18 protein-coding genes and 1 rRNA gene are annotated in these 21,320 nt (G+C 71.7%); 13 read left to right on the forward strand and 6 right to left on the reverse strand.

What is annotated here, in order from left to right:
• Positions 1 to 92, forward strand: a 5S ribosomal RNA gene (gene rrf, locus ACWC1K_RS23630); the annotation flags it as partial.
• Positions 93 to 179: 87 nt separating this feature from the next.
• On the opposite strand, the gene ACWC1K_RS23635 is transcribed toward rrf, so the two are convergent.
• On the reverse strand, positions 180 to 1,271 hold the full coding sequence (locus ACWC1K_RS23635) for a hypothetical protein (protein ID WP_450834243.1): 1,092 nt from the start codon (positions 1,269 to 1,271) through the stop codon (positions 180 to 182).
• 75 nt (positions 1,272 to 1,346) lie between these two features.
• Here ACWC1K_RS23635 and ACWC1K_RS23640 point away from each other — a divergent pair, with 75 nt between their 5' ends.
• The gene (locus tag ACWC1K_RS23640) at positions 1,347 to 2,087 is read left to right on the forward strand and encodes a hypothetical protein (protein ID WP_450834237.1); all 741 of its coding nucleotides are present in this window, start codon (positions 1,347 to 1,349) and stop codon (positions 2,085 to 2,087) included.
• A 67-nt stretch (positions 2,088 to 2,154) separates the two neighbouring features.
• On the opposite strand, the gene ACWC1K_RS23645 is transcribed toward ACWC1K_RS23640, so the two are convergent.
• The gene (locus ACWC1K_RS23645) at positions 2,155 to 3,447 is read right to left on the reverse strand and encodes a DUF1015 domain-containing protein (protein ID WP_450833982.1); all 1,293 of its coding nucleotides are present in this window, start codon (positions 3,445 to 3,447) and stop codon (positions 2,155 to 2,157) included.
• 73 nt (positions 3,448 to 3,520) lie between these two features.
• On the opposite strand from ACWC1K_RS23645, the gene ACWC1K_RS23650 reads away from it, so the two are divergent.
• From ACWC1K_RS23650 to ACWC1K_RS23665, 4 genes are all read left to right on the forward strand, one after another.
• The gene (locus ACWC1K_RS23650; RefSeq protein WP_450833984.1) at positions 3,521 to 4,549 is read left to right on the forward strand and encodes an HAD hydrolase-like protein; all 1,029 of its coding nucleotides are present in this window, start codon (positions 3,521 to 3,523) and stop codon (positions 4,547 to 4,549) included.
• 98 nt (positions 4,550 to 4,647) lie between these two features.
• Positions 4,648 to 5,691: a FecCD family ABC transporter permease gene (locus ACWC1K_RS23655; protein WP_450833985.1), complete on the forward strand. Its 1,044-nt coding sequence runs from the start codon at positions 4,648 to 4,650 to the stop codon at positions 5,689 to 5,691.
• Positions 5,688 to 6,725 (forward strand): FecCD family ABC transporter permease, encoded by a 1,038-nt coding sequence (locus tag ACWC1K_RS23660; RefSeq protein ID WP_450833987.1) that lies wholly within the window; start codon positions 5,688 to 5,690, stop codon positions 6,723 to 6,725. Before ACWC1K_RS23655 ends, ACWC1K_RS23660 begins: the two co-directional genes overlap by 4 nt.
• A 20-nt stretch (positions 6,726 to 6,745) precedes the next feature.
• Positions 6,746 to 7,600, forward strand: coding sequence for an ABC transporter ATP-binding protein (locus tag ACWC1K_RS23665; RefSeq protein WP_450834238.1), 855 nt, complete (start codon positions 6,746 to 6,748; stop codon positions 7,598 to 7,600).
• On the opposite strand, the gene ACWC1K_RS23670 is transcribed toward ACWC1K_RS23665, so the two are convergent.
• Positions 7,584 to 7,931: an SCP2 sterol-binding domain-containing protein gene (locus ACWC1K_RS23670; RefSeq protein ID WP_450833989.1), complete on the reverse strand. Its 348-nt coding sequence runs from the start codon at positions 7,929 to 7,931 to the stop codon at positions 7,584 to 7,586. The genes ACWC1K_RS23665 and ACWC1K_RS23670 overlap by 17 nt on opposite strands.
• Before the next feature lie 42 nt (positions 7,932 to 7,973).
• Here ACWC1K_RS23670 and ACWC1K_RS23675 point away from each other — a divergent pair, with 42 nt between their 5' ends.
• The 5 genes from ACWC1K_RS23675 to ACWC1K_RS23695 all read left to right on the forward strand — a co-directional run bounded on the left by ACWC1K_RS23675 (position 7,974) and on the right by ACWC1K_RS23695 (position 13,253).
• A complete protein-coding gene (locus tag ACWC1K_RS23675) occupies positions 7,974 to 8,297 on the forward strand; it encodes a hypothetical protein (protein WP_450833990.1) in 324 nt (107 codons plus the stop codon).
• Positions 8,298 to 8,304: 7 nt separating this feature from the next.
• Positions 8,305 to 9,120 (forward strand): TlyA family RNA methyltransferase, encoded by an 816-nt coding sequence (locus tag ACWC1K_RS23680; protein ID WP_450833992.1) that lies wholly within the window; start codon positions 8,305 to 8,307, stop codon positions 9,118 to 9,120.
• Positions 9,117 to 10,022 carry an NAD kinase gene (locus ACWC1K_RS23685; protein ID WP_099927840.1) on the forward strand — a complete coding sequence of 302 codons (906 nt, stop codon included), beginning with the start codon at positions 9,117 to 9,119 and terminating at the stop codon, positions 10,020 to 10,022. The genes ACWC1K_RS23680 and ACWC1K_RS23685 overlap by 4 nt, the downstream gene beginning before the upstream one ends.
• Positions 10,023 to 10,151: 129 nt before the next feature.
• A complete protein-coding gene (recN, locus tag ACWC1K_RS23690) occupies positions 10,152 to 11,870 on the forward strand; it encodes a DNA repair protein RecN (protein ID WP_450834240.1) in 1,719 nt (572 codons plus the stop codon).
• Positions 11,871 to 12,116: 246 nt separating this feature from the next.
• A complete protein-coding gene (locus tag ACWC1K_RS23695) occupies positions 12,117 to 13,253 on the forward strand; it encodes a glycosyltransferase family 4 protein (RefSeq protein ID WP_450833994.1) in 1,137 nt (378 codons plus the stop codon).
• Between the two features lie 10 nt (positions 13,254 to 13,263).
• On the opposite strand, the gene ACWC1K_RS23700 is transcribed toward ACWC1K_RS23695, so the two are convergent.
• The 3 genes from ACWC1K_RS23700 to ACWC1K_RS23710 all read right to left on the reverse strand — a co-directional run bounded on the left by ACWC1K_RS23700 (position 13,264) and on the right by ACWC1K_RS23710 (position 18,344).
• Positions 13,264 to 14,919 (reverse strand): PucR family transcriptional regulator, encoded by a 1,656-nt coding sequence (locus tag ACWC1K_RS23700; protein ID WP_450833996.1) that lies wholly within the window; start codon positions 14,917 to 14,919, stop codon positions 13,264 to 13,266.
• A 173-nt stretch (positions 14,920 to 15,092) separates the two neighbouring features.
• Positions 15,093 to 16,475, reverse strand: a complete 1,383-nt coding sequence (locus tag ACWC1K_RS23705; RefSeq protein ID WP_450833998.1) for an FAD-binding protein — start codon at positions 16,473 to 16,475, stop codon at positions 15,093 to 15,095.
• A gap of 66 nt (positions 16,476 to 16,541) precedes the next feature.
• The gene (locus ACWC1K_RS23710; protein ID WP_351483637.1) at positions 16,542 to 18,344 is read right to left on the reverse strand and encodes a glycoside hydrolase family 15 protein; all 1,803 of its coding nucleotides are present in this window, start codon (positions 18,342 to 18,344) and stop codon (positions 16,542 to 16,544) included.
• 469 nt (positions 18,345 to 18,813) lie between these two features.
• Here ACWC1K_RS23710 and ACWC1K_RS23715 point away from each other — a divergent pair, with 469 nt between their 5' ends.
• Both ACWC1K_RS23715 and ACWC1K_RS23720 read left to right on the forward strand, forming a co-directional pair.
• Positions 18,814 to 20,463, forward strand: a complete 1,650-nt coding sequence (locus ACWC1K_RS23715; RefSeq protein ID WP_389075973.1) for a CTP synthase — start codon at positions 18,814 to 18,816, stop codon at positions 20,461 to 20,463.
• Between the two features lie 95 nt (positions 20,464 to 20,558).
• On the forward strand, positions 20,559 to 21,185 hold the full coding sequence (locus ACWC1K_RS23720) for an NUDIX domain-containing protein (RefSeq protein WP_450834000.1): 627 nt from the start codon (positions 20,559 to 20,561) through the stop codon (positions 21,183 to 21,185).
• The last annotated feature ends 135 nt before the right edge of the window (positions 21,186 to 21,320 follow it).

Consider the following 21,320-nt stretch of genomic DNA (forward strand, 5'->3'; position numbering starts at 1 on the left):
CGCCCGGTTACATTCCGAACCCGGAAGCTAAGCCTTACAGCGCCGATGGTACTGCAGGGGGGACCCTGTGGGAGAGTAGGACGCCGCCGAACAATCTTTGGAAGGACCCCTGGTCCCAGCGTTCAGCTGGGACCAGGGGTCCTTTTGTTTTTACAATGCTTGTGTACCGAAGACAGGAGTCACCGATGTCCACCAACTCTCCCGACGACCGACCGGAGCGCGACCAGCGGCGACGGGACAGTGGGGACCGCGGAGACCGCGGCGGTTACCGCGGTGGTTTCCGTCGGGACGACCGGCGCGATGACAACCGCGGTGGTTCCGACCGCGGTGGTTCCGACCGCGGTGGCTACGGTCGCCGCGACGACAACCGTGGCGGACAGGGCCGGCGTGACGACCGCCCGCGTGACGACCGCGGGGACCGCGGTGGCTTCCGTCGGGACGACAACCGCGGTGGCGGGTACGGCCGTCGGGACGACCGGCGCGAGGGCGACCGTGGCTCCCGTCCGGCATTCCAGCGCGACGACCGCGACCGTGGGCCGCGTCGGGACGACCGGGACCGCGACCGTGGCTTCCGTCGGGATGACCGCGGAGACCGTGGGGACCGCCCCTCCTTCCGCCGTGACGACCGCCCGCGTGACGACCGCCGTGACGACCGCGGAGGCGTCCGCCGGGACGACAACCGCGGCGGTGGGTACGGCCGTCGGGACGACCGCCGGAGCGATGAGCGCGGTGACCGCGGCGGTTTCCGCAGGGACGATCGCCGTGACGACCGCCCGCGTGACGACCGGCGTGACGACAACCGCGGCAGTTCCGACCGTGGTGGCTACGGTCGCCGCGACGATCGCAGGGACGACCGCGACCGCAGCTACCGCGGCGACGACCGGGACCGTGGCTTCCGGCGCGACGACCGAGGAGACCGCGGGGACCGCCCGTCCTTCCGCCGCGATGAGCGCGGAGACCGCGGAGAGCGCGGGGACCGCCCTTCGTTCCGCCGTGACGACCGTGGCGATCGCGGCGAACGTCCGCCCTTCCGCCGTGACGACCGTGGCGAGCGCGGCGAACGTCCGCCCTTCCGCCGTGACGACCGTGGCGAACGTCCGCCCTTCCGCCGTGACGACCGTGGCGAGCGCAGGGAAGGCGACCGCGGGGGCTTCCGGCGGGACGACAGCCGGGGCGAGCGCGGCGGGTTCCGCGGGCGCGATGACCGTGGTGGACGCGGCGGCCCCCGTCGGGACGACCGTGGTGGCCGTCCCGGAGGCTTCCGCGGGCATGACGACCGGCGCGGTGGTGGCGGCCGGTTCCGCGACGAGCGGGACCGTGACAGGGATCGCGAGCCGATCAAGCGGCTGCCCATCCCCGAGGACGTCACCGGCGACGAGATCGACAAGGACGTACGGCAGGAGCTGCTGAGCCTGCCGAAGACGCTCGCGGACGACGTCGCCAAGAACCTGGTGATGGTCGCCCGGCTCATCGACGAGGACCCCGAGCGCGCCTACGCCTACTCCAAGATCGCGCTGCGGCTGGCGTCGCGCGTCGCCGCCGTACGCGAGGCGGGCGGGTTCGCCGCGTACGCCAACCAGAAGTACGCGGAGGCGCTTGCCGAGTTCCGGGCCGCGCGGCGGATGACCGGCAGTGCTGAGCTGTGGCCCGTCATGGCCGACTGCGAGCGTGGGCTCGGGCGCCCGGAGAAGGCGCTGGACATGGCCGGGGCGCCCGAGGTGCAGAAGCTGGACAAGGCCGGGCAGGTCGAGATGCGGCTCGTCGCGGCCGGTGCCCGGCGTGACATGGGGCAGCTCGAAGCGGCCATCGTGACGCTGCAGAGCCCCGAGCTGGCGTCCAGTTCCGTGCAGCCGTGGACCGCCCGGCTGCGGTACGCGTACGCGGACGCGCTGCTCGCCGCCGGTCGTGAGGGTGAGGCGCGGGAGTGGTTCGCCAAGGCCGTCGAGGCCGACAAGGACGGCAGCACGGACGCCTCGGACCGGCTCGCCGAGCTGGACGGTGTGGAGTTCGTCGACGCCTTCGACGAGAGCGACGAAGGTGACGAGGAAGAGGGCACGGGGACCGAGGCCGAGGACGGCAAGGACTGACTCCGTGAAGAAGGGCGGGACCGTGAGGTCCCGCCCTTTTGCATGCCCTTTTGGATGTCGGACGGGCTCAGAGGTCCAGGGCGCGCAGTACCAGTCCCGATGCCGGTTTCGGGCCGAACGAGGTCGACTTGCGGGGCATCGTCACGCCCTGGCGGGCCAGCTCGCGGACGACCTCCTCGCGGACCGGGTGCATCAGTACGGCCGTACCGCCGTCGCGTTCCGCCTTCTCGACCGTGGCCGCCGTGTCGTGGATGTAGGCGATGCGGGACGGGTCGTCCTCGGGGATGTGCCACACGTGGTCGAGGAGCGTGGCGTGCAGGACCGTGGCGTCCAGGGTGCGCCAGGCCGCGGGGTGGTCGGCGGGGATCGTGCGGGCCAGGAGGTCCGGGTCCGGGCGGTCGATCAGGTGGAAGGCGCCGTCGCCGGTGAGCAGGAAGGCGTTGCCTGCGCAGGCGGCGTCCGCCAGGGCGTCCAGGGCCTCCGGCAGGGGTCCGGGCAGGTGCCGTATGCGGAACAGGCCGTCCAGGGCGGCGAGTGCGTCGGCGACCGGCAGGCCGTGCAGGAGGCGGTGGATGGCGCGGACGCGCAGCGGGTAGCGGGCCGTGTCGACGAGGAGGACGAGGCCGTAGTCCCAGGGGCTCGGCGAGGCGTGCTCGGTGCGGAGCCGGCGATAGGTCGCCCAGCGGTGGTGGCCGTCGGCGATGAGGGCCTGTTGCCGGGACAGGTCGGACTGGATGCGGGCGAGGTCGTCCGGGTCGGTGATCGACCACAGGCGGTGGCTGAAGCCGTCCTCCGTGGTGGTGGCCAGGAGGGGCGGGCGGCCGGCGACGCGTTCCACGACCTCGATCGCCGAGGACGTCGAGCCGTTGCCGCGGTAGGTGAGGAGCAGGGGCTCGAGGTTCGCGGAGGTGGCGCGCATCAGGGCCGCGCGGTCGGCGACCACGTGCGGCATGACGTCCTCGTGCGGCAGGACCACGCCCTCCGACGGGTCCGTGACCCGCAGGGCACCGATGATGCCCCGCTGCAGCATTCCGTCGCCGTCGCGCTGCTCGTAGACGTACAGGCCCGGTTCGGGGTCGGTGGTCAGGACGCCCTCGGAGAGCCAGTGGCGGAGGGTGTCGGCGGCCTGTTCGTTGCGGGCCGTGGGGGTGGTGGCCTGCGGGAGGATCAGGCGGACGATGTTGTGCGGGTCGGCGGACTGAAGGTGGTGCAGGCCGTCGGGGCGTACGACGACGTCGTACGGCGGGGACGTCACGGCGGCGAGGCTGCCGACCCGGTCGGGGTCGTAGCGAAGGCCTCGGAACGGGGTGAGTTCCAGGCCTCGGCGCGCCGTTGCTTCCGAGTGACCTGCTGTGTTCATCCCGGCATCGTACGTGTGTCAGTGGCGTGAGGGATGATCGGGGGAAAGGCCGTCGAACGAGGAGCGATGTGGAATGAGCCAGAGCGTCAGGACGAGGCCCGAGGGCAGTGGCCAGGCCCTGAGCGAGGCGTATGACACCGCGCTGCTCGACCTCGACGGTGTGGTGTACGCGGGGGGCCATGCGATCGCGTACGCGGTCGAGTCGCTGGGCACGGCTCGGGCGGGCGGGATGCATCTCGCGTACGTCACCAACAACGCGCTGCGGACGCCGGACACGGTGGCGGACCATCTGACCGAGCTGGGGATACCGACCGGGGCCGATGACGTCATCACCTCCGCTCAGGCGGTCGCACGGCTGATCAGCGAGCAGGTGCCGGCCGGGGCGCGCGTGCTGGTCATCGGTGGGGAGGGGCTGCGGGTCGCGCTGCGGGAGCGGGGGCTCGTGCCCGTCGAGTCGGCTGAGGACGAACCGGCGGCGGTCGTGCAGGGGTACGGCGGGCCCGAGTTGCAGTGGGCGCGGTTCGCGGAGGCCTGTTACGCCATCGCACGGGGGGTGCCCTGGTACGCGTCCAACACCGACCTGACGATTCCGAGCGCGCGCGGGATCGCGCCGGGCAACGGCGCCGCGGTGGAGGTGGTGCGGATAGCGACCGGTGCCGAACCGCAGGTCGCGGGCAAGCCGTTGCCTCCCATGCACCGGGAGACGATCCTGCGGACGGGCGCCCGGCGGCCGTTGGTCGTCGGGGACCGGCTGGACACGGACATCGAGGGCGCGTTCAACGGGGAGGTCGACTCGCTGCTCGTGCTGACGGGTGTCACCGATGGTGCGCAGCTGCTCGCGGCGCCGCCGCAGCACCGGCCGACGTATGTCGACGCGGATCTGCGCGGGCTGCTCACGGGACAGCCGGAGGTCGTCGAGGCGGACGGCGGCTTCCGGTGCGGCGGGTGGACGGCGACGGCGGGTGCGGACCGGCTCGAACTGGACGGTGACGGCGAGGCCTTGGACGGTCTGCGGGCCTTGTGCGCGACGGCCTGGACGGCGGCCGGCGAGGGTGTGTGCGAGCTGGATGCGGGGAAGGCGCTGGCGCGGCTGGAGTTGTGAGGCGACGCACCGGGCGGGTGGCGGACGGGGCACTGAATCGCCCGCCCGTCGCGACCGGGGATCGGGGACTGATGCGAGGGTAGGCTAACCTAACTTGCGTGTTGGTCGACAGTCCTCCAGAACAGTGCGCGGAGACCGCCCCCGCGCCCCCGACCCGCCGGGCGGTACGGGCCTTTGGGCTCGTTGCGTCGGTTGCCGTCCTGGTGCTCGTCGCGCTGGCGAGCATCGCCATCGGTGCGAAAGAGCTGCCCCTGGAGCAGGTCTGGCACGGGCTGTTCCAGGACACGGGGACGTACGGCGACGTCGTGGTCGACGAGCGGCTGTCGCGGACCGTGCTCGGGCTGCTCGCCGGGGCGGCACTCGGCCTGTCCGGGGCGGTGCTTCAGGCGCTCACCCGCAATCCGCTGGCCGACCCCGGACTGCTCGGCATCAACGCGGGCGCGTCGGCCGCGGTCGTCACCGCCATGACGTACTTCGGTGTCACGAGCCTGGGCGGCTATGTCTGGTTCGCCTTTTTCGGGGCGGCGGCCGTGGGGGCGCTGGTCTGGTTCCTCGGGGGCAGCCGGGGCGCCACGCCGGTGCGGCTCGCGCTCGCCGGCACTGCCATCAGCGCCGCCCTCTACGGCTATCTGCAGGCCGTGATGATCACGGATGACGCGGCGCTGAACAAAATGCGCTTCTGGACGGTCGGTTCGCTCTCCTCGGCCACCAACTCGACCATTGTGCAGGTGCTGCCGTTTCTCGCGGTCGGCACGTTCCTCGCGCTCGGCCTCGCCCGGCCGCTCAACGCCGTGGCCATGGGCGACGACACCGCCAAGGCCCTCGGCGCCCATCTGAACCGGACGCGTGCGCTGTCCATGCTCGCCGCCGTCGTGCTGTGCGGCGCGGCGACCGCCGCCTGCGGGCCGATCGCGTTCGTGGGGCTGATGGTCCCGCACGTCGTACGGTCCTTCACCGGCCCCGACCTCCGCTGGATCCTGCCGTACGCCACGATCCTGTCGCCCGTGCTGCTGCTCGGTGCCGACGTCATCGGCCGGGTCGTCGCGCGTCCCTCGGAGCTCCAGGTGGGCATCATCACCGCGATCATCGGCGGGCCGGTCTTCATCTTTCTGGTACGACGACGGAGGACGGCGCAGCTGTGAAGAGCAACCGTGTGCTGAGGACGCCGGGCGGGCTCTCCGTGCGCCTGGACGTCCGGGCCGCCACCGTCGTCGCCCTGCTGCTGCTCGCCGCGCTCGCCGCGAGCGTCCTGCTGATCGGCACCGGTGACTTCCCGATCTCGGCAGGCGATGTGCTGAGGACTCTGGCCGGGGGCGGCAACGCCGGGCAGGAGTTCATCGTCAACGAGCTGCGGCTGCCGCGGGTCCTGGTCGGGCTGCTGGTCGGGGCCTCGCTGGGGCTCGGAGGGGCGCTGTTCCAGGCCGTCACCCGCAATCCGCTGGGCAGTCCGGACGTGCTCGGCCTCGGGCAGGGGGCGACGGCCGGGGCGCTCGTGATGATCGTGCTGTTCTCCGGGAGCGCGGCCCAGGTCACCATGGGGGCGCTCGTGGGCGGCCTTGCGACCGGGCTCGCCATCTATCTGCTCGCCTGGAAGCGGGGCGTGCACGCTTATCGACTGGTTCTGGTCGGTATCGGAGTGTCCGCGATCGTCACGGCGGTCAACAGCTATCTGCTCACGGTGTCCGACCTCGTCGACGCCGCCCGCGCGGTCGTCTGGATGACCGGATCCCTCAGCGGCCGGGACTGGAACCAGGTCTGGCCGCTGCTCGGACTGTGCGCCGTACTCGTACCGCTGGTCCTCGCCCACGCGCGCGGGCTGCGGATGATGGAGATGGGCGATGACGTCTCGAACGCCCTCGGGGTGCGGGTCGAGCGTGTACGGGCGCTGCTGATGGTGGCCGCCGTGCTGCTCACCGCCACCGCCACCGCCGCCGCGGGACCCGTCAGCTTCGTGGCGCTCACCGCGCCCCAGCTCGCCCGCCGTCTGACCCGCTCACCCGGCCCCAACCTGCTGTCGTCCCTGTGCATGGGCGCCGCCCTGCTGGTCGGCGCCGACTGGATCTCGCAGCGGGCCTTCGGCGCCGACCAGCTGCCCGTGGGCGTGGTCACCGGCGTCCTGGGCGGTGTCTATCTGCTGTGGCTGCTGGTCACCGAGCGCAGGGCGGGCCGGATATGAGCGAGCCCGTGAAGCCGGAGATGAGCGGCCCGAAGAACCCGTACACCCCAAGGAGCGCAGTGAACCGCCTGGCCGCCGAGAACGCCACCCTCGCCTACGACCAGCGGGTCATCGCCGAGCAGCTCTCGGTGGAGATACCCGACCATTCCTTCACGGTGATCGTCGGCCCGAACGCGTGCGGCAAGTCCACGCTGCTGCGCGCCCTGTCGCGAATGCTGAAGCCGAGCCAGGGGCGGGTGCTGCTGGACGGCCAGGTCATCCAGTCGATGCCGGCGAAGAAGGTCGCGCGGACGCTGGGCCTGCTGCCCCAGTCGTCGATCGCGCCCGACGGCATCACCGTCGCCGACCTCGTCGGCCGCGGCCGGTATCCGCACCAGGGCATCCTGCGCCAGTGGTCGGCCGAGGACGAGCGGGTCGTCCAGGAGTCGATGGCACGGACCGGTGTCGCCGGGCTCGCCGATCGCCATGTCGACGAATTGTCCGGCGGTCAGCGGCAGCGCGTGTGGATCGCCATGGCGCTCGCCCAGCAGACCCCGCTGCTGCTGCTCGACGAACCGACGACCTACCTGGACATCCAGCACCAGATCGACGTCCTCGACCTGTGTGCCGAGCTGCACGAGGAACAGGGCCGCACGCTCGTGGCCGTGCTGCACGACCTCAACCATGCCGCCCGGTACGCCACCCATCTGATCGCTCTGCGCGACGGGCAGGTCGTCGCCGAGGGCGCGCCCGGGGACATCGTCACGGCCGAACTGGTCGAGGAGGTCTTCGGGCTGCGCTGCCAGGTCGTCGACGACCCGGAGACCGGGACCCCGCTGGTGGTGCCCGCGGCGCGGAAGGCACGCGCGCGCGTAACGGCTACAGAAGTTTCCTGAGCTGGAACAGGTCACGCAGGCCTGCCTCCAGCTTGACCCGGCCCGAGCCCCAGGCCTTGGCGAAGTTCAGCTCGCCGTTGACCATGGCCACCAGGTCGTCGCCCTTCATGGTGAGTCTGATCTCGGCCTTCTCCGGTGGGGGGCCCTGGATCGTGTTCTGCACCACGATCCGGCCGCCCGTCATCCTGCCGACGAACGTGATGTCGAGGTCGGTGATCCGGCAGCTCACCGAGCGGTCCAGGGAGGCGGCCGTGCGGACGTCCCCTTCGGCGGTCTGCATGTTGTCCGAGAGCTTTTCGAGTGCGGCGCGGCACTCCTCGATCGTGGCCATCGCGATCGACGGTACCCCAGCGGTTCGGGGTAGCGTCTGGGCATGAGCGACTCTGTGCCCGACGCCACGGCGGGGGACGAAACGGTCGAAGTCGAACCCGAGCAGGAACCCGAGTACGACCCCGCCGCCCCCGCCCCGTTGAACGTGCCCCGCACCCCGACCGGCAACGCCGACGTGGACGCGCAGCTGGAGCGCCTCGGTGACGCCGACCACCTCGCCACCGACGGCCACCTCGAGGTGTACGAGGATGTACACCGGGGGTTGCGCGACGCGCTCACCGCGCTCGACGCCCGCCCGGGACCTCCGGCGCCTTCGCCGTCGTACGACACGAGGACGCCTTCACCCTCGTACGGCCATAGGAGCTGAACCGAACGTGGCAGGAGTCGCACGCCGCCGTCTGGACGCGGAGCTGGTCCGCCGGAAGCTGGCGCGCTCGCGTGAGCATGCCAGCCAGCTGATCGCCGCCGGGCGGGTCACCGTCGGCAAGACCGTCGCGACCAAGCCCGCCACCCAGGTGGAGACCGCGGCGGCGATCGTCGTCACGGCCGACGACAGCGATCCCGAGTACGTCTCCCGGGGCGGGCACAAGCTGGCGGGCGCGCTGCAGGTGTTCGTGCCGCAGGGGCTCGAGGTGAAGGGGCGGCGGGCGCTGGACGCCGGCGCCTCGACCGGCGGGTTCACCGATGTGCTGCTGCGCTCGGGGGCCGCGCACGTCGTCGCGGTGGATGTCGGATACGGACAACTTGCCTGGACTCTTCAGAGCGATGAACGCGTCACCGTCAAGGACCGTACGAACGTACGCGAGTTGACGCTTGAAGAGATCGATGGTGAGCCTGTGGATCTTGTCGTGGGGGATTTGTCCTTCATCCCGCTCGGGCTGGTCCTGCCCGCGCTGGTGCGGTGTGTGAAACCGGACGCCGACCTGGTGATGATGGTCAAGCCGCAGTTCGAGGTGGGGAAGGAACGGCTGGGCAGTGGGGGAGTCGTACGGAGTGCGCAGCTGCGGGCGGAGGCCGTGCGGGGTGTGGCCCACAGGGCGTGGGAACTCGGGCTCGGGGTGATGGGTGTCACCGCCAGTCCGTTGCCCGGACCTTCCGGGAATGTCGAGTACTTTCTGTGGCTGCGGACCGGGGCACCGGAACTGGACCCGGCCGACGTTGACCGTGCAGTGGCGGAGGGGCCGCGTTGACCCAGAACCGAGCTCGTACTGTTTTCCTGCTGGCCCACACCGGGCGGCCCGCGGCCATTCGCAGCGCCGAACTCGTGGTCAAGGGGCTGCTGCGCGAGGGCATCGGCGTGCGCGTCCTGGAGTACGAGGCGGCCGATCTGCCGCTGCCCGAGGAGGTGCAGCTGGTCAAGGAGGCCACCCCGCAGTGCCTGGACGGGTGCGAGCTGCTGATCGTGCTCGGGGGTGACGGGACGCTGCTGCGGGGCGCCGAGTTCGCCCGGGCGTCCGGGGTGCCGATGCTCGGCGTCAACCTCGGGCGGGTCGGGTTCCTCGCGGAGGCCGAGCGGGACGATCTCGACAAGGTCGTCGACCGGGTGGTGACGAAGGCGTACGAGGTCGAGGAGCGGATGACCGTCGATGTCGTCGTTCACCAGAACGGGAACATCGTGCACACGGACTGGGCGCTGAACGAGGCGGCGGTGCAGAAGGCCGGCGCCGAGAAGTTGCTCGAGGTCGTGCTGGAGATCGACGGGCGGCCGGTGACCGGGTTCGGGTGTGACGGCATTGTGCTGTCGACGCCGACCGGTTCCACGGCTTATGCGTTTTCCGCGGGCGGGCCCGTGGTGTGGCCCGAAGTGGAAGCGCTGCTGATGGTGCCGATCAGTGCGCATGCGCTGTTCGCGAAGCCCTTGGTCACGTCGCCGGATTCCGTGCTGGCGGTCGAGGTGCTGCCTCATATTCCGCCGGGTGTGTTGTGGTGTGACGGGCGGCGGACGGTCGAGTTGCCCCCTGGGGCGCGGGTCGAGGTGCGGCGGGGGGCTGTGCCGGTGCGGTTGGCCCGGCTGCACCATGCGTCGTTCACCGACCGGCTTGTGGCGAAGTTCGCGTTGCCCGTTTCCGGGTGGCGGGGGGCGCCTCATTGAGCCGTGCACTCGCCTGGGTGACAATGTGCCGTCGATGTGCATTCGTCACCTGCACCTTCACACAACCGGGACGGGGGCCGTCGCACTTCCCGGTGCTGACCTCGTAAGGTCGTAGCCGTGCTGGAAGAGATGCGGATACGGTCGCTCGGAGTCATCGACGATGCCGTCGTCGAGCTGTCGCCCGGGTTCACTGCCGTCACCGGTGAGACGGGTGCGGGCAAGACCATGGTGGTCACCAGCCTCGGGCTGTTGCTGGGCGGGCGGGCGGACCCCGCGCTCGTGCGGATCGGGGCAGAGAAGGCGGTCGTGGAGGGGCGGATCGCCGTGCCCCCGGGCGCCTCTGCCGTCGTACGCGCCGAGGAGGCCGGGGCCGAGCTCGACGACGGGGCGCTGCTGATCAGCCGTACCGTTTCCGCCGAGGGGCGGTCGCGGGCGCATGTGGGCGGGCGCAGTGTGCCGGTGGGGCTGCTCGCCGACCTCGCCGACGATCTCGTGGCCGTGCACGGGCAGACCGACCAGCAGGGGCTGCTGAAGCTGTCCCGGCAGCGGCAGGCGCTGGACCGGTACGCCGGGGAGGCCGTCGCGGGGCCGCTCGCCAAGTACGGCGAGGCGTACCGGCGGCTGCGGGCCGTCTCCGTGGAGCTGGAAGAGATCACCACGCGCGCGCGTGAGCGGGCCCAGGAAGCCGACATGCTGCGGTACGGGCTCGACGAGATCGCGGGTGTGGAGCCGCGGGCCGGCGAGGACGTGGAGCTGGCGGAGGAGGCCGAGCGGCTCGGGCACGCGGAGGCCCTGTCGTCCGCCGCCACGGCCGCTCATGCCGCCCTGGCCGGCAATCCGGAGGATCCCGAGGGCATCGACGCCGCCACGCTCGTCGCGGGCGCTCAGCGGGCCCTGGACGCCGTGCGGGCGCATGATCCGGCACTGTCCGCGCTGGCCGACCGGATCGGGGAGATCGGGATCCTGCTGGGCGATGTCGCCGGGGAGCTGGCGGGGTACGCCGACGACCTGGACGCGGATCCCCTGCGGCTGGCGGCCGTCGAGGAACGGCGGGCGGCGCTCACCGGTCTGACCAGGAAGTACGGCGAGGACATCAACTCCGTGCTCGCCTGGGCCGAGCGGAGTGCCGCGCGGCTGACCGAACTGGACGGCGACGACGAGCGGATCGGCGAGCTGACCGCCGAGCGGGACGCACTGCGGACCGAACTGGGCGGCCTTGCCCAGGCGTTGACGGATGCGCGGGCGGAGGCGGCGGAGCGGTTCGCGGCCGCCGTGACGGCGGAGCTCGCCTCGCTAGCGATGCCGCACGCGCGCGTGTCGTTCGACATCCGGCAGACCGAGGACCCGGAGGGCGTGGAGGTCGGCGGGCGCGCGGTCGCCTACGGGCCGTCCGGCGTCGACGAGGTCGAGCTGCTGCTGGCCCCGCACCCGGGGGCGCCGCCCCGGCCCATCGCCAAGGGTGCTTCCGGCGGTGAGCTGTCGCGTGTGATGCTCGCCGTGGAGGTCGTCTTCGCGGGGACGGATCCCGTGCCGACGTATCTCTTCGACGAGGTCGACGCCGGTGTCGGCGGCAAGGCGGCGGTCGAGATCGGGCGGCGGCTGGCCAAGCTGGCCAAGACCGCGCAGGTCGTGGTCGTGACCCACCTTCCGCAGGTGGCCGCCTTCGCCGACCGGCAGCTGCTGGTCGAGAAGACCAACGACGGGTCCGTGACACGGTCCGGAGTGAAGGTGCTCGAAGGCGAGGAGCGGGTGCGGGAGCTGTCCCGGATGCTCGCCGGCCAGGAGGACTCCGAGACCGCTCGGGCGCATGCGGAGGAGCTGCTCGCGACGGCCCGGGCGGACGTCTAGGAGCCCCGGGCCACGCGCGGTCACGGGGCGGGGGCCGGTGCCCCTTTCTCACTCGTGCGAGTGACCAATCCCACCGCCCCACAGGCCCCGTGCGGCACCCACGTCACCTTCTCGTTGTCGGAACACCCGTACGTCCTGGCATCCTTGGCGCAGTACGTGGAGGAAACCGCGCGGTACACCCCCTCCGCTCCATCCTTCTGTACTTTCTTCGTGACCGCCCGACGCCGAACCAGGAGCCCCGGCCACGTGAGCCCCGCGAGCAGCCACTCTCCGCACGGTCAGTCGTCGCTGCGTACCGTGCAGGTGCTGGGCGGCGGCAACGCCGGCAGCAGCGCGCACGTGCGTTCGCTGGCGGCGGGGCTCGTCGCGCGGGGCGTGCGGGTCACCGTGTGCGCGCCGGTCGAGGCCGATCGGGCCTACGACTTCACGGGGACCGGCGCCGAACATGTGCACGTACCGCGCAGCAGCGACCCGGGAGCCGTGACCGCGCTGCGGGAGGTGTGCAAGGACGCCGACCTGGTGCACGCGCACGGGCTGCACGCCTCCTTCCGGGCCGCGCTGGCCCTCAGCGGCCGGCGCACCCCGCTCGTGGTCACCTGGCACAACCGCGCGCACGCCGAGGGGGCCCGCGCCCATCTGCTGCGTCTCCTGGAGCGGCGGGTCGTGAAGGCCGCCACCGTGGTCCTCGGCACCTCCTCGGACCTCGTGGACCGGGCCCGCCGGACCGGGGCGCGGGACGCGCGGCTGGCCGCCGTGGCGCTGCCCGGGCCGCGTCCGGGCGCGGAGCCGGAGGACCCCGACCGCCCGAGCCCCAAGATCCGGGCCGAACTGGGCGCCACCGGGCGCCCGTTGCTGATGGCCGTCGGCTCCCTCGACCGGCACCGCGGTTACGACACCCTGCTGGACGCCACACGCGCGTGGCGGCGACTCGACCCCGTGCCGCTCGTCGTGATCGCGGGGGAGGGTCCGCTGCGGACCGTGCTGCAGCGCCGTATCGAGGACGAAGGGCTGCCCGTCCGGCTCATCGGGCGGCGCGAGGACGTGCGGGCGCTGCTCTCCGCCGCCGATCTCGCCCTGCTGCCCAGCAGCTGGGAATCGCGTTCCGTGCTCGCCCAGGAGGCGCTCCACGCGCGCGTGCCGCTCGTCGCGAGCCGTGTCGGCGGCATCCCCGAACTCGTCGGCGACGCGGCCGAACTCGTCCCGTACGGGGACGCGGAGGCCCTCGCCGACGCCGTCACCGGGCTCCTCGGCGACCCGGAGCGCCGTGAGCTGCTCAGGGAGAAGGGCAGCCGGCAGGCCGCCACCTGGCCGACCGAGGACGAGACCGTCGCCCAAGTGCTCAGCGTCTACGACGAGTTGACCCAGCACCGGCCGCTCGCCTGAGGGACGGGCCCTACGGGGTGTGCCGACGGGCTCGCAGGGCCAGGCTCAACGCCAGCACCGTCTGCGGGTCGTCGAGGTCCGTGCCGAGCAACTCGCCGATCCGGGCCAGGCGGTTGTAGAGGGTCTGCCGGTTGAGGTGGAGTTCGCGGGCCGTCTCCGCCTTGCGGCCCGCGTGCGCCAGATACGTCTCCAGGGTGGGCAGCAGGGGCGGCTTGGAGCGGTTGTCGTGGTCGCGGAGCGGGCCGATGGCACGGTCCACGAAGGCCGCCAGGTCCGGGTGGTCGCGCAGCCGCCACAGCAGCAGGTCGATGTCGAGGCGCCGGGCGTCGTACCAGGGACGGTCCGAAAGGCCCTGTGCCGCCGTCGCCGTCTCGGCCGCGTGCCTGAGGCCCGCCGACGCCGCCGCCCAGCCGCCTGCCACGCCGACGACCACCACCGGCGGCTGCGCGCCCGGCCGCTGCATCCCGGCCCGCTCCACGCCCGCCCGCAGCGCCGCCGCGACCCGGTCCGCGACCGCCGACCGCTCCGCCTCCGCACGCAGGCCCACCAGCAGCGGCACCCGGCCCTCGACAGGCCGTACGCCCAGCAGAACCGGGACCCCCACCGAGGCCAGCTCCTCGGCGACCGCGCGTGCCAGCACCGCCCAGCCCCCGCCCGGCGACAGCGTGTCCCCCAGCCGCATCACGACCGGCAGCAGCGGGCTGTTGCCGGGCTTGAAGCCCAGCACGCGCGCCTGCGCGGGCGCGTCCTCCGCGGCGATACGGCCCTCGGCGAGATCGGTGAGGAAGTCCCCGCGGCCGCGCGCCGCCAGCTCCTCCTCCTGCCGGGCCTGCATCAGGACGACGGCCAGGATGCCGGCCGCCCGCTCGGCCGCGATGCGGTGCACGGGGGCCAGCGGGGCACGTACGGGAAGGAGGACCAGGCGGGCCCGTACCGACCCTGTTCCCGGGCCGCCTCCGGGCACGTCCACGAGGACCGACCCGGACGGCGGCGGGGCGTCCTTGTGGTGGCCGCGCAGCCCTTCCCACACCTGGAGCGGGTCCGCGCCCTCGGGGCCGGCCCCGGCGGCGTACAGCAGCTGTCCGTCCGTCGTCTCCAGGAAGACCGGGTTGCCGCTGAAGGCGGCCAGGATGCCCAGCACCTGGGGCACCCCGCCGCCGCCCAGCAGGGCCTCCGTGCAGCGGCGGTGCACCTCCTCGGCCCGCTGCAGCAGCGCGTAGTGGCCGTTGACGATCTCGGTGTGGACCTCCTCCGTGACCGCCACGAAGGGCACTTCGCGGTGCAGCTGGACCAGCGGCAGCCCGGCCGCGCGCGCGGTGTCGACGAGTGCGGCGGGCAGGCGGGCGAAGCGCGGGCCGAGCTCCACGACGAGGGCCGCGATGCCGCGCTCGGCCAGGGTGCGCACGAACGCCCGCTGCTCGGCCGGCCGGGTGCCGAGGCCGTAGCCGGTGGTCAGCAGCAGCTCGCCGCCCTTCAGCAGCGAGGCGATGTGCGGGACCTCGCCCGCGTGCACCCAGCGCACGGTGCGCTGCAACCGGTCGGCGCCCGCGAGGACCTCCGGAAGGCCGCTGCGCAGACCCGGCAGCTCCAGCGCCCGCTGCACAGTGATCCCGGCCTCGTGCGTGTCGAATCTGCTGCCCGTACCGGTGCCCGTACTGCTGTCCATGAGCCGGACGCTACCCGCGCGTGTGCCTCCGGGACATCTCCGGGCGGGGTCAGGGCTCCTCTGTGAGCCTCGCTGACCGCCCGGGCCCGTCCTGCTGTCCGCGCCCGTCACGCGAGCGCGTGGGGGCGCCCCGCGGCCGTACGGGAGGAGACGGCGGCAGCTTCTGGAGGTGCTCAGGCCGGTCTGATGTTGTGGTTGAAGCGGAAGACGTTGTCCGGGTCGTAGCGCCGCTTCAGCGCCGCCAGCCGGGCCGTGTTCTCCGCGCCGAGGCCGGCGACCACGCGCTCCGGACCCTCGTCACCGATGAAGTTGAGGTAAGTCGCACCGGTGCTCCACGGCCGGACGTCGGTCCGGACGTCCCGTACCCACTGGGTGCAGCGTGCGTCGTCTGCGGGGTCCTCCCAGATGCCGAAGGGGTGCACCGCCCAGGGCGCGTCCCGGTAGGGCACGGGGTACTCGGCGGGACCGTCGGCGATCGCGCCGCCCTGCGGGAACAGCACGTGCTGGGTGCCGGTCGGCACGGGCACCGAGTTCCCGCGGGCGCAGTACACGTCCACGAGTTCGTCGGGCAGGCCCGTCAGATACTCCGCCGACCAGTAGTTCCGGAGGTTCGGCGGGTCGTCGAACATGGTCTGGAAGTCGGCGTACGGGACCGCGCTGACGATCTCCGCCTCGTGCGGCAGCGCGAGCAACGGCTCGGCCAGCTTCCGCATGTCCGTCTCACCGCCGGCGTACGCAACCAGCGCTCCGCACGTCAACTTGCCGACCAGGTGCGACGGTACGAACTCCTCGGGCGGCCCGGTGAAGTAGAGGACGGCACCGGACGCCTCCACCGGGGCGGCCGTGATGATCTCGCGATAGGTGCGGACGACTTCGCGGCCGAACTCCGGGAGGCACAGAATCAGCGCGACGGAGAACCGGGGCAGCTCGTGCAGCTTCAGGGTGATCGCGGTGGCGATGCCGAAGTTGCCTCCGCCGCCGTGCAGTGCCCAGAACAGCTCGGGGTTCTCGTCGGCGTTGGCGTGCACCTGCGTGCCGTCGGCGGTGACCAGTTCGACGCCGAGGAGGTTGTCGACGGCGAGGCCGAAGGCGCGGTCCAGCCAGCCCGTGCCGCCGCCCAGGACATAGCCGCCGACGCCGGTCGTCGAGGCCCGGCCGCCGGTGGTCGCCAGGCCGTAGGGCTCGGTCGCGCGGTCCAGGTCGCTCATGGTGGCGCCGCCCGCGATCCGTACCGCCTCGGCCGCGGGGTCGACGACCACGGCGCGCATATGGCGCAGGTCGACGACCAGACCGCCGTCGTTCAGCGCCATGCCCGCCACGCTGTGCCCGCCGCCGCGCACGGCGATCTTCAGGTCCAGCTCCCGGCCGAAGCGCACGGCCCGCACCACGTCGTCCGCGTCCACACACTGCGCGATCACTGCCGGACGCCGGTCGATCATCGCGTTGAAGACCGCCCGGGCCTCGTCGTAGCCGACGTCCCCCGGGGCGAACACATCGCCGACCAGATCCTCACGCAGCGCGGCGAGGGCCGCGCCCGCCTTCGATGGGGAAGCCATGGGGCGCCCCCTTCCGTACAGGGGCTGTTGGTTCCAGCGTAGGCGGGCCCGGCTCGGCGGTCCTGTTCAGCCGCCGTAGGCCCCCGAGGCCGTGAGGCGCAGTGCCGTGTCGATGAGCGGGACGTGGCTGAAGGCCTGCGGGAAGTTGCCGACCTGGCGCTGGAGGCGCGGGTCCCACTCCTCGGCGAGCAGACCGAGGTCGTTGCGGAGCGCGAGCAGCTTCTCGAACAGCTTGCGGGCCTCGTCCACGCGGCCGATCATCGCCAGGTCGTCCGCCATCCAGAACGAGCAGGCCAGGAACGCCCCTTCGTCGCCGGGCAGGCCGTCCACACCCTCGCTGGAACCCTCCGTCGGGTAGCGCAGGATGAAGCCGTCCGGCGTGGACAGCTCGCGCTGGATCGCCTCGATGGTGCCGATCACGCGCTTGTCGTCGGGCGGCAGGAAGCCCATCTGCGGGATCAGCAGCAGGGAGGCGTCCAGCTCCTTCGAGCCGTACGACTGGGTGAAGGTGTTGCGCTCCTTGTCGTAGCCCTTCTCGCACACGTCCCGGTGGATGTCGTCGCGCAGCTCGCGCCAGCGCTCCAGCGGGCCGTCCGCGTCGCCGGACTCGATGAGCTTGATGGTGCGGTCGACGGCGACCCAGGCCATGACCTTGGAGTGCACGAAGTGGCGGCGCGGGCCGCGCACCTCCCAGATGCCCTCGTCCGGCTCGTCCCAGTGCTGCTCCAGGTAGCGGATCAGCTTGAGCTGCAGCAGCGAGGCGTAGTCGCTGCGGGCGAGACCGGTCATGTGGCCGAGGTGCAGGGCCTCGGTGACCTCGCCGTAGACATCCAGCTGGAGCTGGTGGGCGGCGCCGTTGCCGACGCGGACCGGCGCGGAGTTCTCGTAGCCGGGCAGCCAGTCCAGCTCCGCCTCGCCGAGCTCGCGCTCGCCCGCGATGCCGTACATGATCTGCAGGTTCTCGGGGTCGCCGGCGACTGCCCGCAGCAGCCACTCGCGCCAGGCGCGGGCTTCCTCGCGGTAACCGGTGCGCAGCAGCGAGGACAGGGTGATGGCCGCGTCGCGCAGCCAGGTGTAGCGGTAGTCCCAGTTGCGGACGCCGCCGATGTCCTCGGGGAGGGAGGTCGTGGGCGCCGCGACGATGCCACCCGTGGGGGCGTACGTCAGGGCCTTGAGCGTGATGAGCGAGCGGATCACGGCCTCGCGGTACGGGCCGTGGTACGTGCAGTGCTCCACCCACTCCCGCCAGAACTCCTCCGTCGCCTCCAGGGAGGCCTCCGGCTCCGGCAGCGGCGGCGGCTCCTTGTGCGAGGGCTGCCAGGAGATGGTGAAGGCGATGCGGTCACCGGGAGCGACCGTGAAGTCCGAGTACGTGGTCAGCGACTTGCCGTAGGTCTCGCACTCGGTGTCGTACCAGACCGAGTCCGGGCCTGCCACGGCGACCGTGCGGCCGTCGTGCTTGTGCACCCACGGCACGACCCGGCCGTACGAGAAACGCATCCTGAGGGCCGAGCGCATCGGAACGCGGCCGGAGACGCCTTCGACGATGCGGATCAGCTGGGGGGCGCCGTCACGCGGGGGCATGAAATCGGTCACTCGGACCGTGCCGCGCGGGGTGTCCCACTCGGATTCGAGGATCAGGGAGTCGCCGCGGTAGCTGCGCCGGGCCGCCGTCGGGGGCTGCGCCTCGGACGCGTGGGCGGGGCCGAGCCGCCAGAAGCCGTGTTCCTCGGTGCCCAGCAGGCCGGCGAAGATGGCATGCGAGTCGAAGCGGGGCAGGCACAGCCAGTCCACTGTGCCGTCCCGGCAGACCAAGGCGGCGGTCTGCATGTCTCCGATGAGTGCGTAGTCTTCGATGCGCCCGGCCACGTGCAACTCCAGTCGAACGGCCACGTCACCCCCGTGAAAGTAGGGGGCTGTCGCTTATTGCGGTCAAGGGGTCGTTGTAATGCGTCGTTGAGCGGTGAAGCAAAGCAGTCGTCCTGGCCGTGTGGCAAAACGACAATTGATGCTCAACGAACTGACGAGCTCTCGTTGTTCCGGTCATCACGTGCGGGGGTGGTGACGTGTACCCGGCCGGGCTCGGCAGCGAGTGTCCGAGCAGGATACGACGCACGTAGATGATCTGCGTGCCGCTCCGGGCAACCCGAATAGGCCGAACGGGTGAGCAACGGGTGAGAAACACGAAGGACAGTGCGGGTCTGTGGTGACTCGTGTGCGGTGCGTGGCCGGAAGCCATCTCCTCCGGGCGCTGATACCCTGGTAGCCCGTGGACCGGTGGGCGAGAAATCCCCGGAACCGCACCCCAAACCGCGACCACGGGAGCCCCCTCTTGGCCATGCCGCCGAAATCTACGACGACCAAGCACATCTTCGTCACCGGGGGTGTCGCCTCCTCGCTGGGCAAGGGCCTCACGGCCTCCAGCCTGGGCATGCTCCTCAAGGCGCGGGGCCTGCGGGTCGTGATGCAGAAGCTGGACCCGTACCTGAACGTCGACCCGGGCACGATGAACCCCTTCCAGCACGGCGAGGTGTTCGTCACCAACGACGGCGCCGAGACGGACCTGGACATCGGCCACTACGAGCGCTTCCTCGACCGCGACCTGGACGGCTCGGCGAACGTCACCACCGGCCAGGTGTACTCGACGGTGATCGCCAAGGAGCGGCGCGGCGAGTACCTCGGCGACACCGTGCAGGTCATCCCGCACATCACCAACGAGATCAAGCACCGCATCCGGCGCATGGCGACCGACGAGGTCGACGTCGTCATCACCGAGGTCGGCGGCACGGTCGGCGACATCGAGTCGCTGCCCTTCCTGGAGACGGTCCGCCAGGTCCGCCACGAGGTCGGCCGTGACAACGTCTTCGTCGTCCACATCTCCCTCCTGCCCTACATCGGCCCGTCGGGAGAGTTGAAGACGAAGCCGACCCAGCACTCGGTTGCGGCCCTGCGGAACATCGGTATTCAGCCAGATGCGATCGTGCTGCGCTGCGACCGCGAGGTCCCCACCGCGATCAAGCGCAAGATCTCCCTGATGTGCGACGTCGACGAGGCCGCCGTGGTCGCCTGCCCCGACGCCCGCTCGATCTACGACATCCCCAAGACCGTGCACGGCGAGGGCCTGGACGCCTATGTCGTCCGCAAGCTGGACCTGCCGTTCCGCGATGTGGACTGGCGGACCTGGGACGACCTGCTCGACCGCGTCCACAACCCCGACCACGAGATCACCCTCGCGCTGGTCGGCAAGTACATCGACCTGCCCGACGCCTACCTCTCGGTCACCGAGGCGCTGCGCGCCGGCGGCTTCGCCAACCGCGCCCGCGTCAAGATCAAGTGGGTCACCTCCGACGACTGCAAGACCCCGGCCGGCGCCAAGGCCCAGCTGGAGGACGTCGACGGCATCTGCATCCCGGGCGGCTTCGGCGACCGCGGTGTGCTCGGCAAGGTCGGCGCGATCAAGTACGCCCGCGAGAACAAGATCCCGCTGCTCGGCCTCTGCCTGGGCCTGCAGTGCATCGTGATCGAGGCCGCGCGCAACCTGGCCGGCATCACCGACGCCAACTCCACCGAGTTCGACTCCGCCACCGGCCACCCGGTCATCTCCACCATGGCCGAACAGCTGGACATCGTCGCCGGCGAGGGCGACATGGGCGGCACGATGCGGCTGGGCATGTACCCGGCCAAGCTGGCCGAGGGCTCGATCGTGCGCGAGGTCTACGACGGCAAGGAGTACGTCGAGGAGCGCCACCGGCACCGCTACGAGGTGAACAACGCCTACCGCGCGGAGCTGGAGAAGAAGGCCGGCATCCTGTTCTCCGGCACTTCGCCCGACGGCAAGCTGGTGGAGTACGTGGAGTACCCGCGCGAGACGCACCCTTACCTGGTGGCGACCCAGGCGCACCCCGAGCTGCGCTCCCGCCCCACCCGGCCGCACCCGCTGTTCGCGGGTCTGGTGAAGGCCTCGGTCGAGCGGAAGAATTCCAAGTAGCACACCAGTTGTACGGTGGCCGGGGCGCTCGCATTCAAAAGGTGAGCGCCCCGTTTCACTCGGCGTGTGCGGCGAAAGCGTGCGGAAGGACAGGGATGACGATCAAGGACACCCCCGAGGAGTGGGAGATCCGGGCGACGGAGACCCCCTTCGTGGGCAACAAGACCTCTGTGCGCACGGACGACGTGGTCATGCCCGACGGGCATGTGGCCCGGCGCGACTACCAGGTCCACCCCGGTTCGGTCGCCGTCCTCGCCCTCGACGACGACGGCCGGGTCCTGCTCGTCCGCCAGTACCGCCACCCCGTGCGCCACAAGCTCTGGGAGATCCCGGCCGGTCTGCTCGACGTGCCCGGCGAGAACCCGCTGCACGCCGCTCAGCGCGAGCTCTACGAGGAGGCGCACGTCAAGGCAGAGGACTGGCGTGTGCTGACCGACGTCTACACCACCCCCGGCGGCTGCGACGAGGCCGTGCGCATCTTCCTCGCCCGCGACCTGTCCGAGGCCGAGGGCGACCGCTTCGAGGTGGAGCACGAAGAGGCCGACATGGAGATCGCCCGGGTGCCCCTGGAGGACCTCGTACGAGGCGTCCTCGCGGGCGAGCTGCACAACAACTGCCTTGTCGTGGGCGTCCTTTCGCTGGTCGCCGCGGAGCGGGGCGACGGGCTCGACGCACTGCGCCCCGCCGAGGCCCCCTGGCCCGCTCGTCCCTTCGAGTCCTGAACGCCGCCTCCCCCTCCGTGCCGGTGTGACGATCTGCTGATCCGATCGGGGGATGTGCCCGCCGTGCTCCGCCAGGATCGTTGCAGAGCGTGAACTAGGCTCTGTTGATGCCCGGTACCGGAGTCCCGGCGGGCT

Source organism: Streptomyces sp. NPDC001492 (assembly GCF_053597275.1).

Coding starts and splice junctions, on each gene's coding strand:
- ACWC1K_RS23665 (WP_450834238.1), top strand. CDS start 6,746: ATGAGCGGCCCGAAGAACCCGTACACCCCAAGGAGCGCAGTGAACCGC.
- ACWC1K_RS23675 (WP_450833990.1), top strand. CDS start 7,974: ATGAGCGACTCTGTGCCCGACGCCACGGCGGGGGACGAAACGGTCGAA.
- ACWC1K_RS23715 (WP_389075973.1), top strand. CDS start 18,814: ATGCCGCCGAAATCTACGACGACCAAGCACATCTTCGTCACCGGGGGT.
- ACWC1K_RS23645 (WP_450833982.1), bottom strand. CDS start 3,447: ATGAACACAGCAGGTCACTCGGAAGCAACGGCGCGCCGAGGCCTGGAA.
- ACWC1K_RS23635 (WP_450834243.1), bottom strand. CDS start 1,271: ATGCCCGCGGAAGCCTCCGGGACGGCCACCACGGTCGTCCCGACGGGG.
- ACWC1K_RS23700 (WP_450833996.1), bottom strand. CDS start 14,919: ATGGACAGCAGTACGGGCACCGGTACGGGCAGCAGATTCGACACGCAC.
- ACWC1K_RS23705 (WP_450833998.1), bottom strand. CDS start 16,475: ATGGCTTCCCCATCGAAGGCGGGCGCGGCCCTCGCCGCGCTGCGTGAG.
- ACWC1K_RS23720 (WP_450834000.1), top strand. CDS start 20,559: ATGACGATCAAGGACACCCCCGAGGAGTGGGAGATCCGGGCGACGGAG.
- ACWC1K_RS23670 (WP_450833989.1), bottom strand. CDS start 7,931: ATGGCCACGATCGAGGAGTGCCGCGCCGCACTCGAAAAGCTCTCGGAC.
- ACWC1K_RS23650 (WP_450833984.1), top strand. CDS start 3,521: ATGAGCCAGAGCGTCAGGACGAGGCCCGAGGGCAGTGGCCAGGCCCTG.
- recN (WP_450834240.1), top strand. CDS start 10,152: ATGCGGATACGGTCGCTCGGAGTCATCGACGATGCCGTCGTCGAGCTG.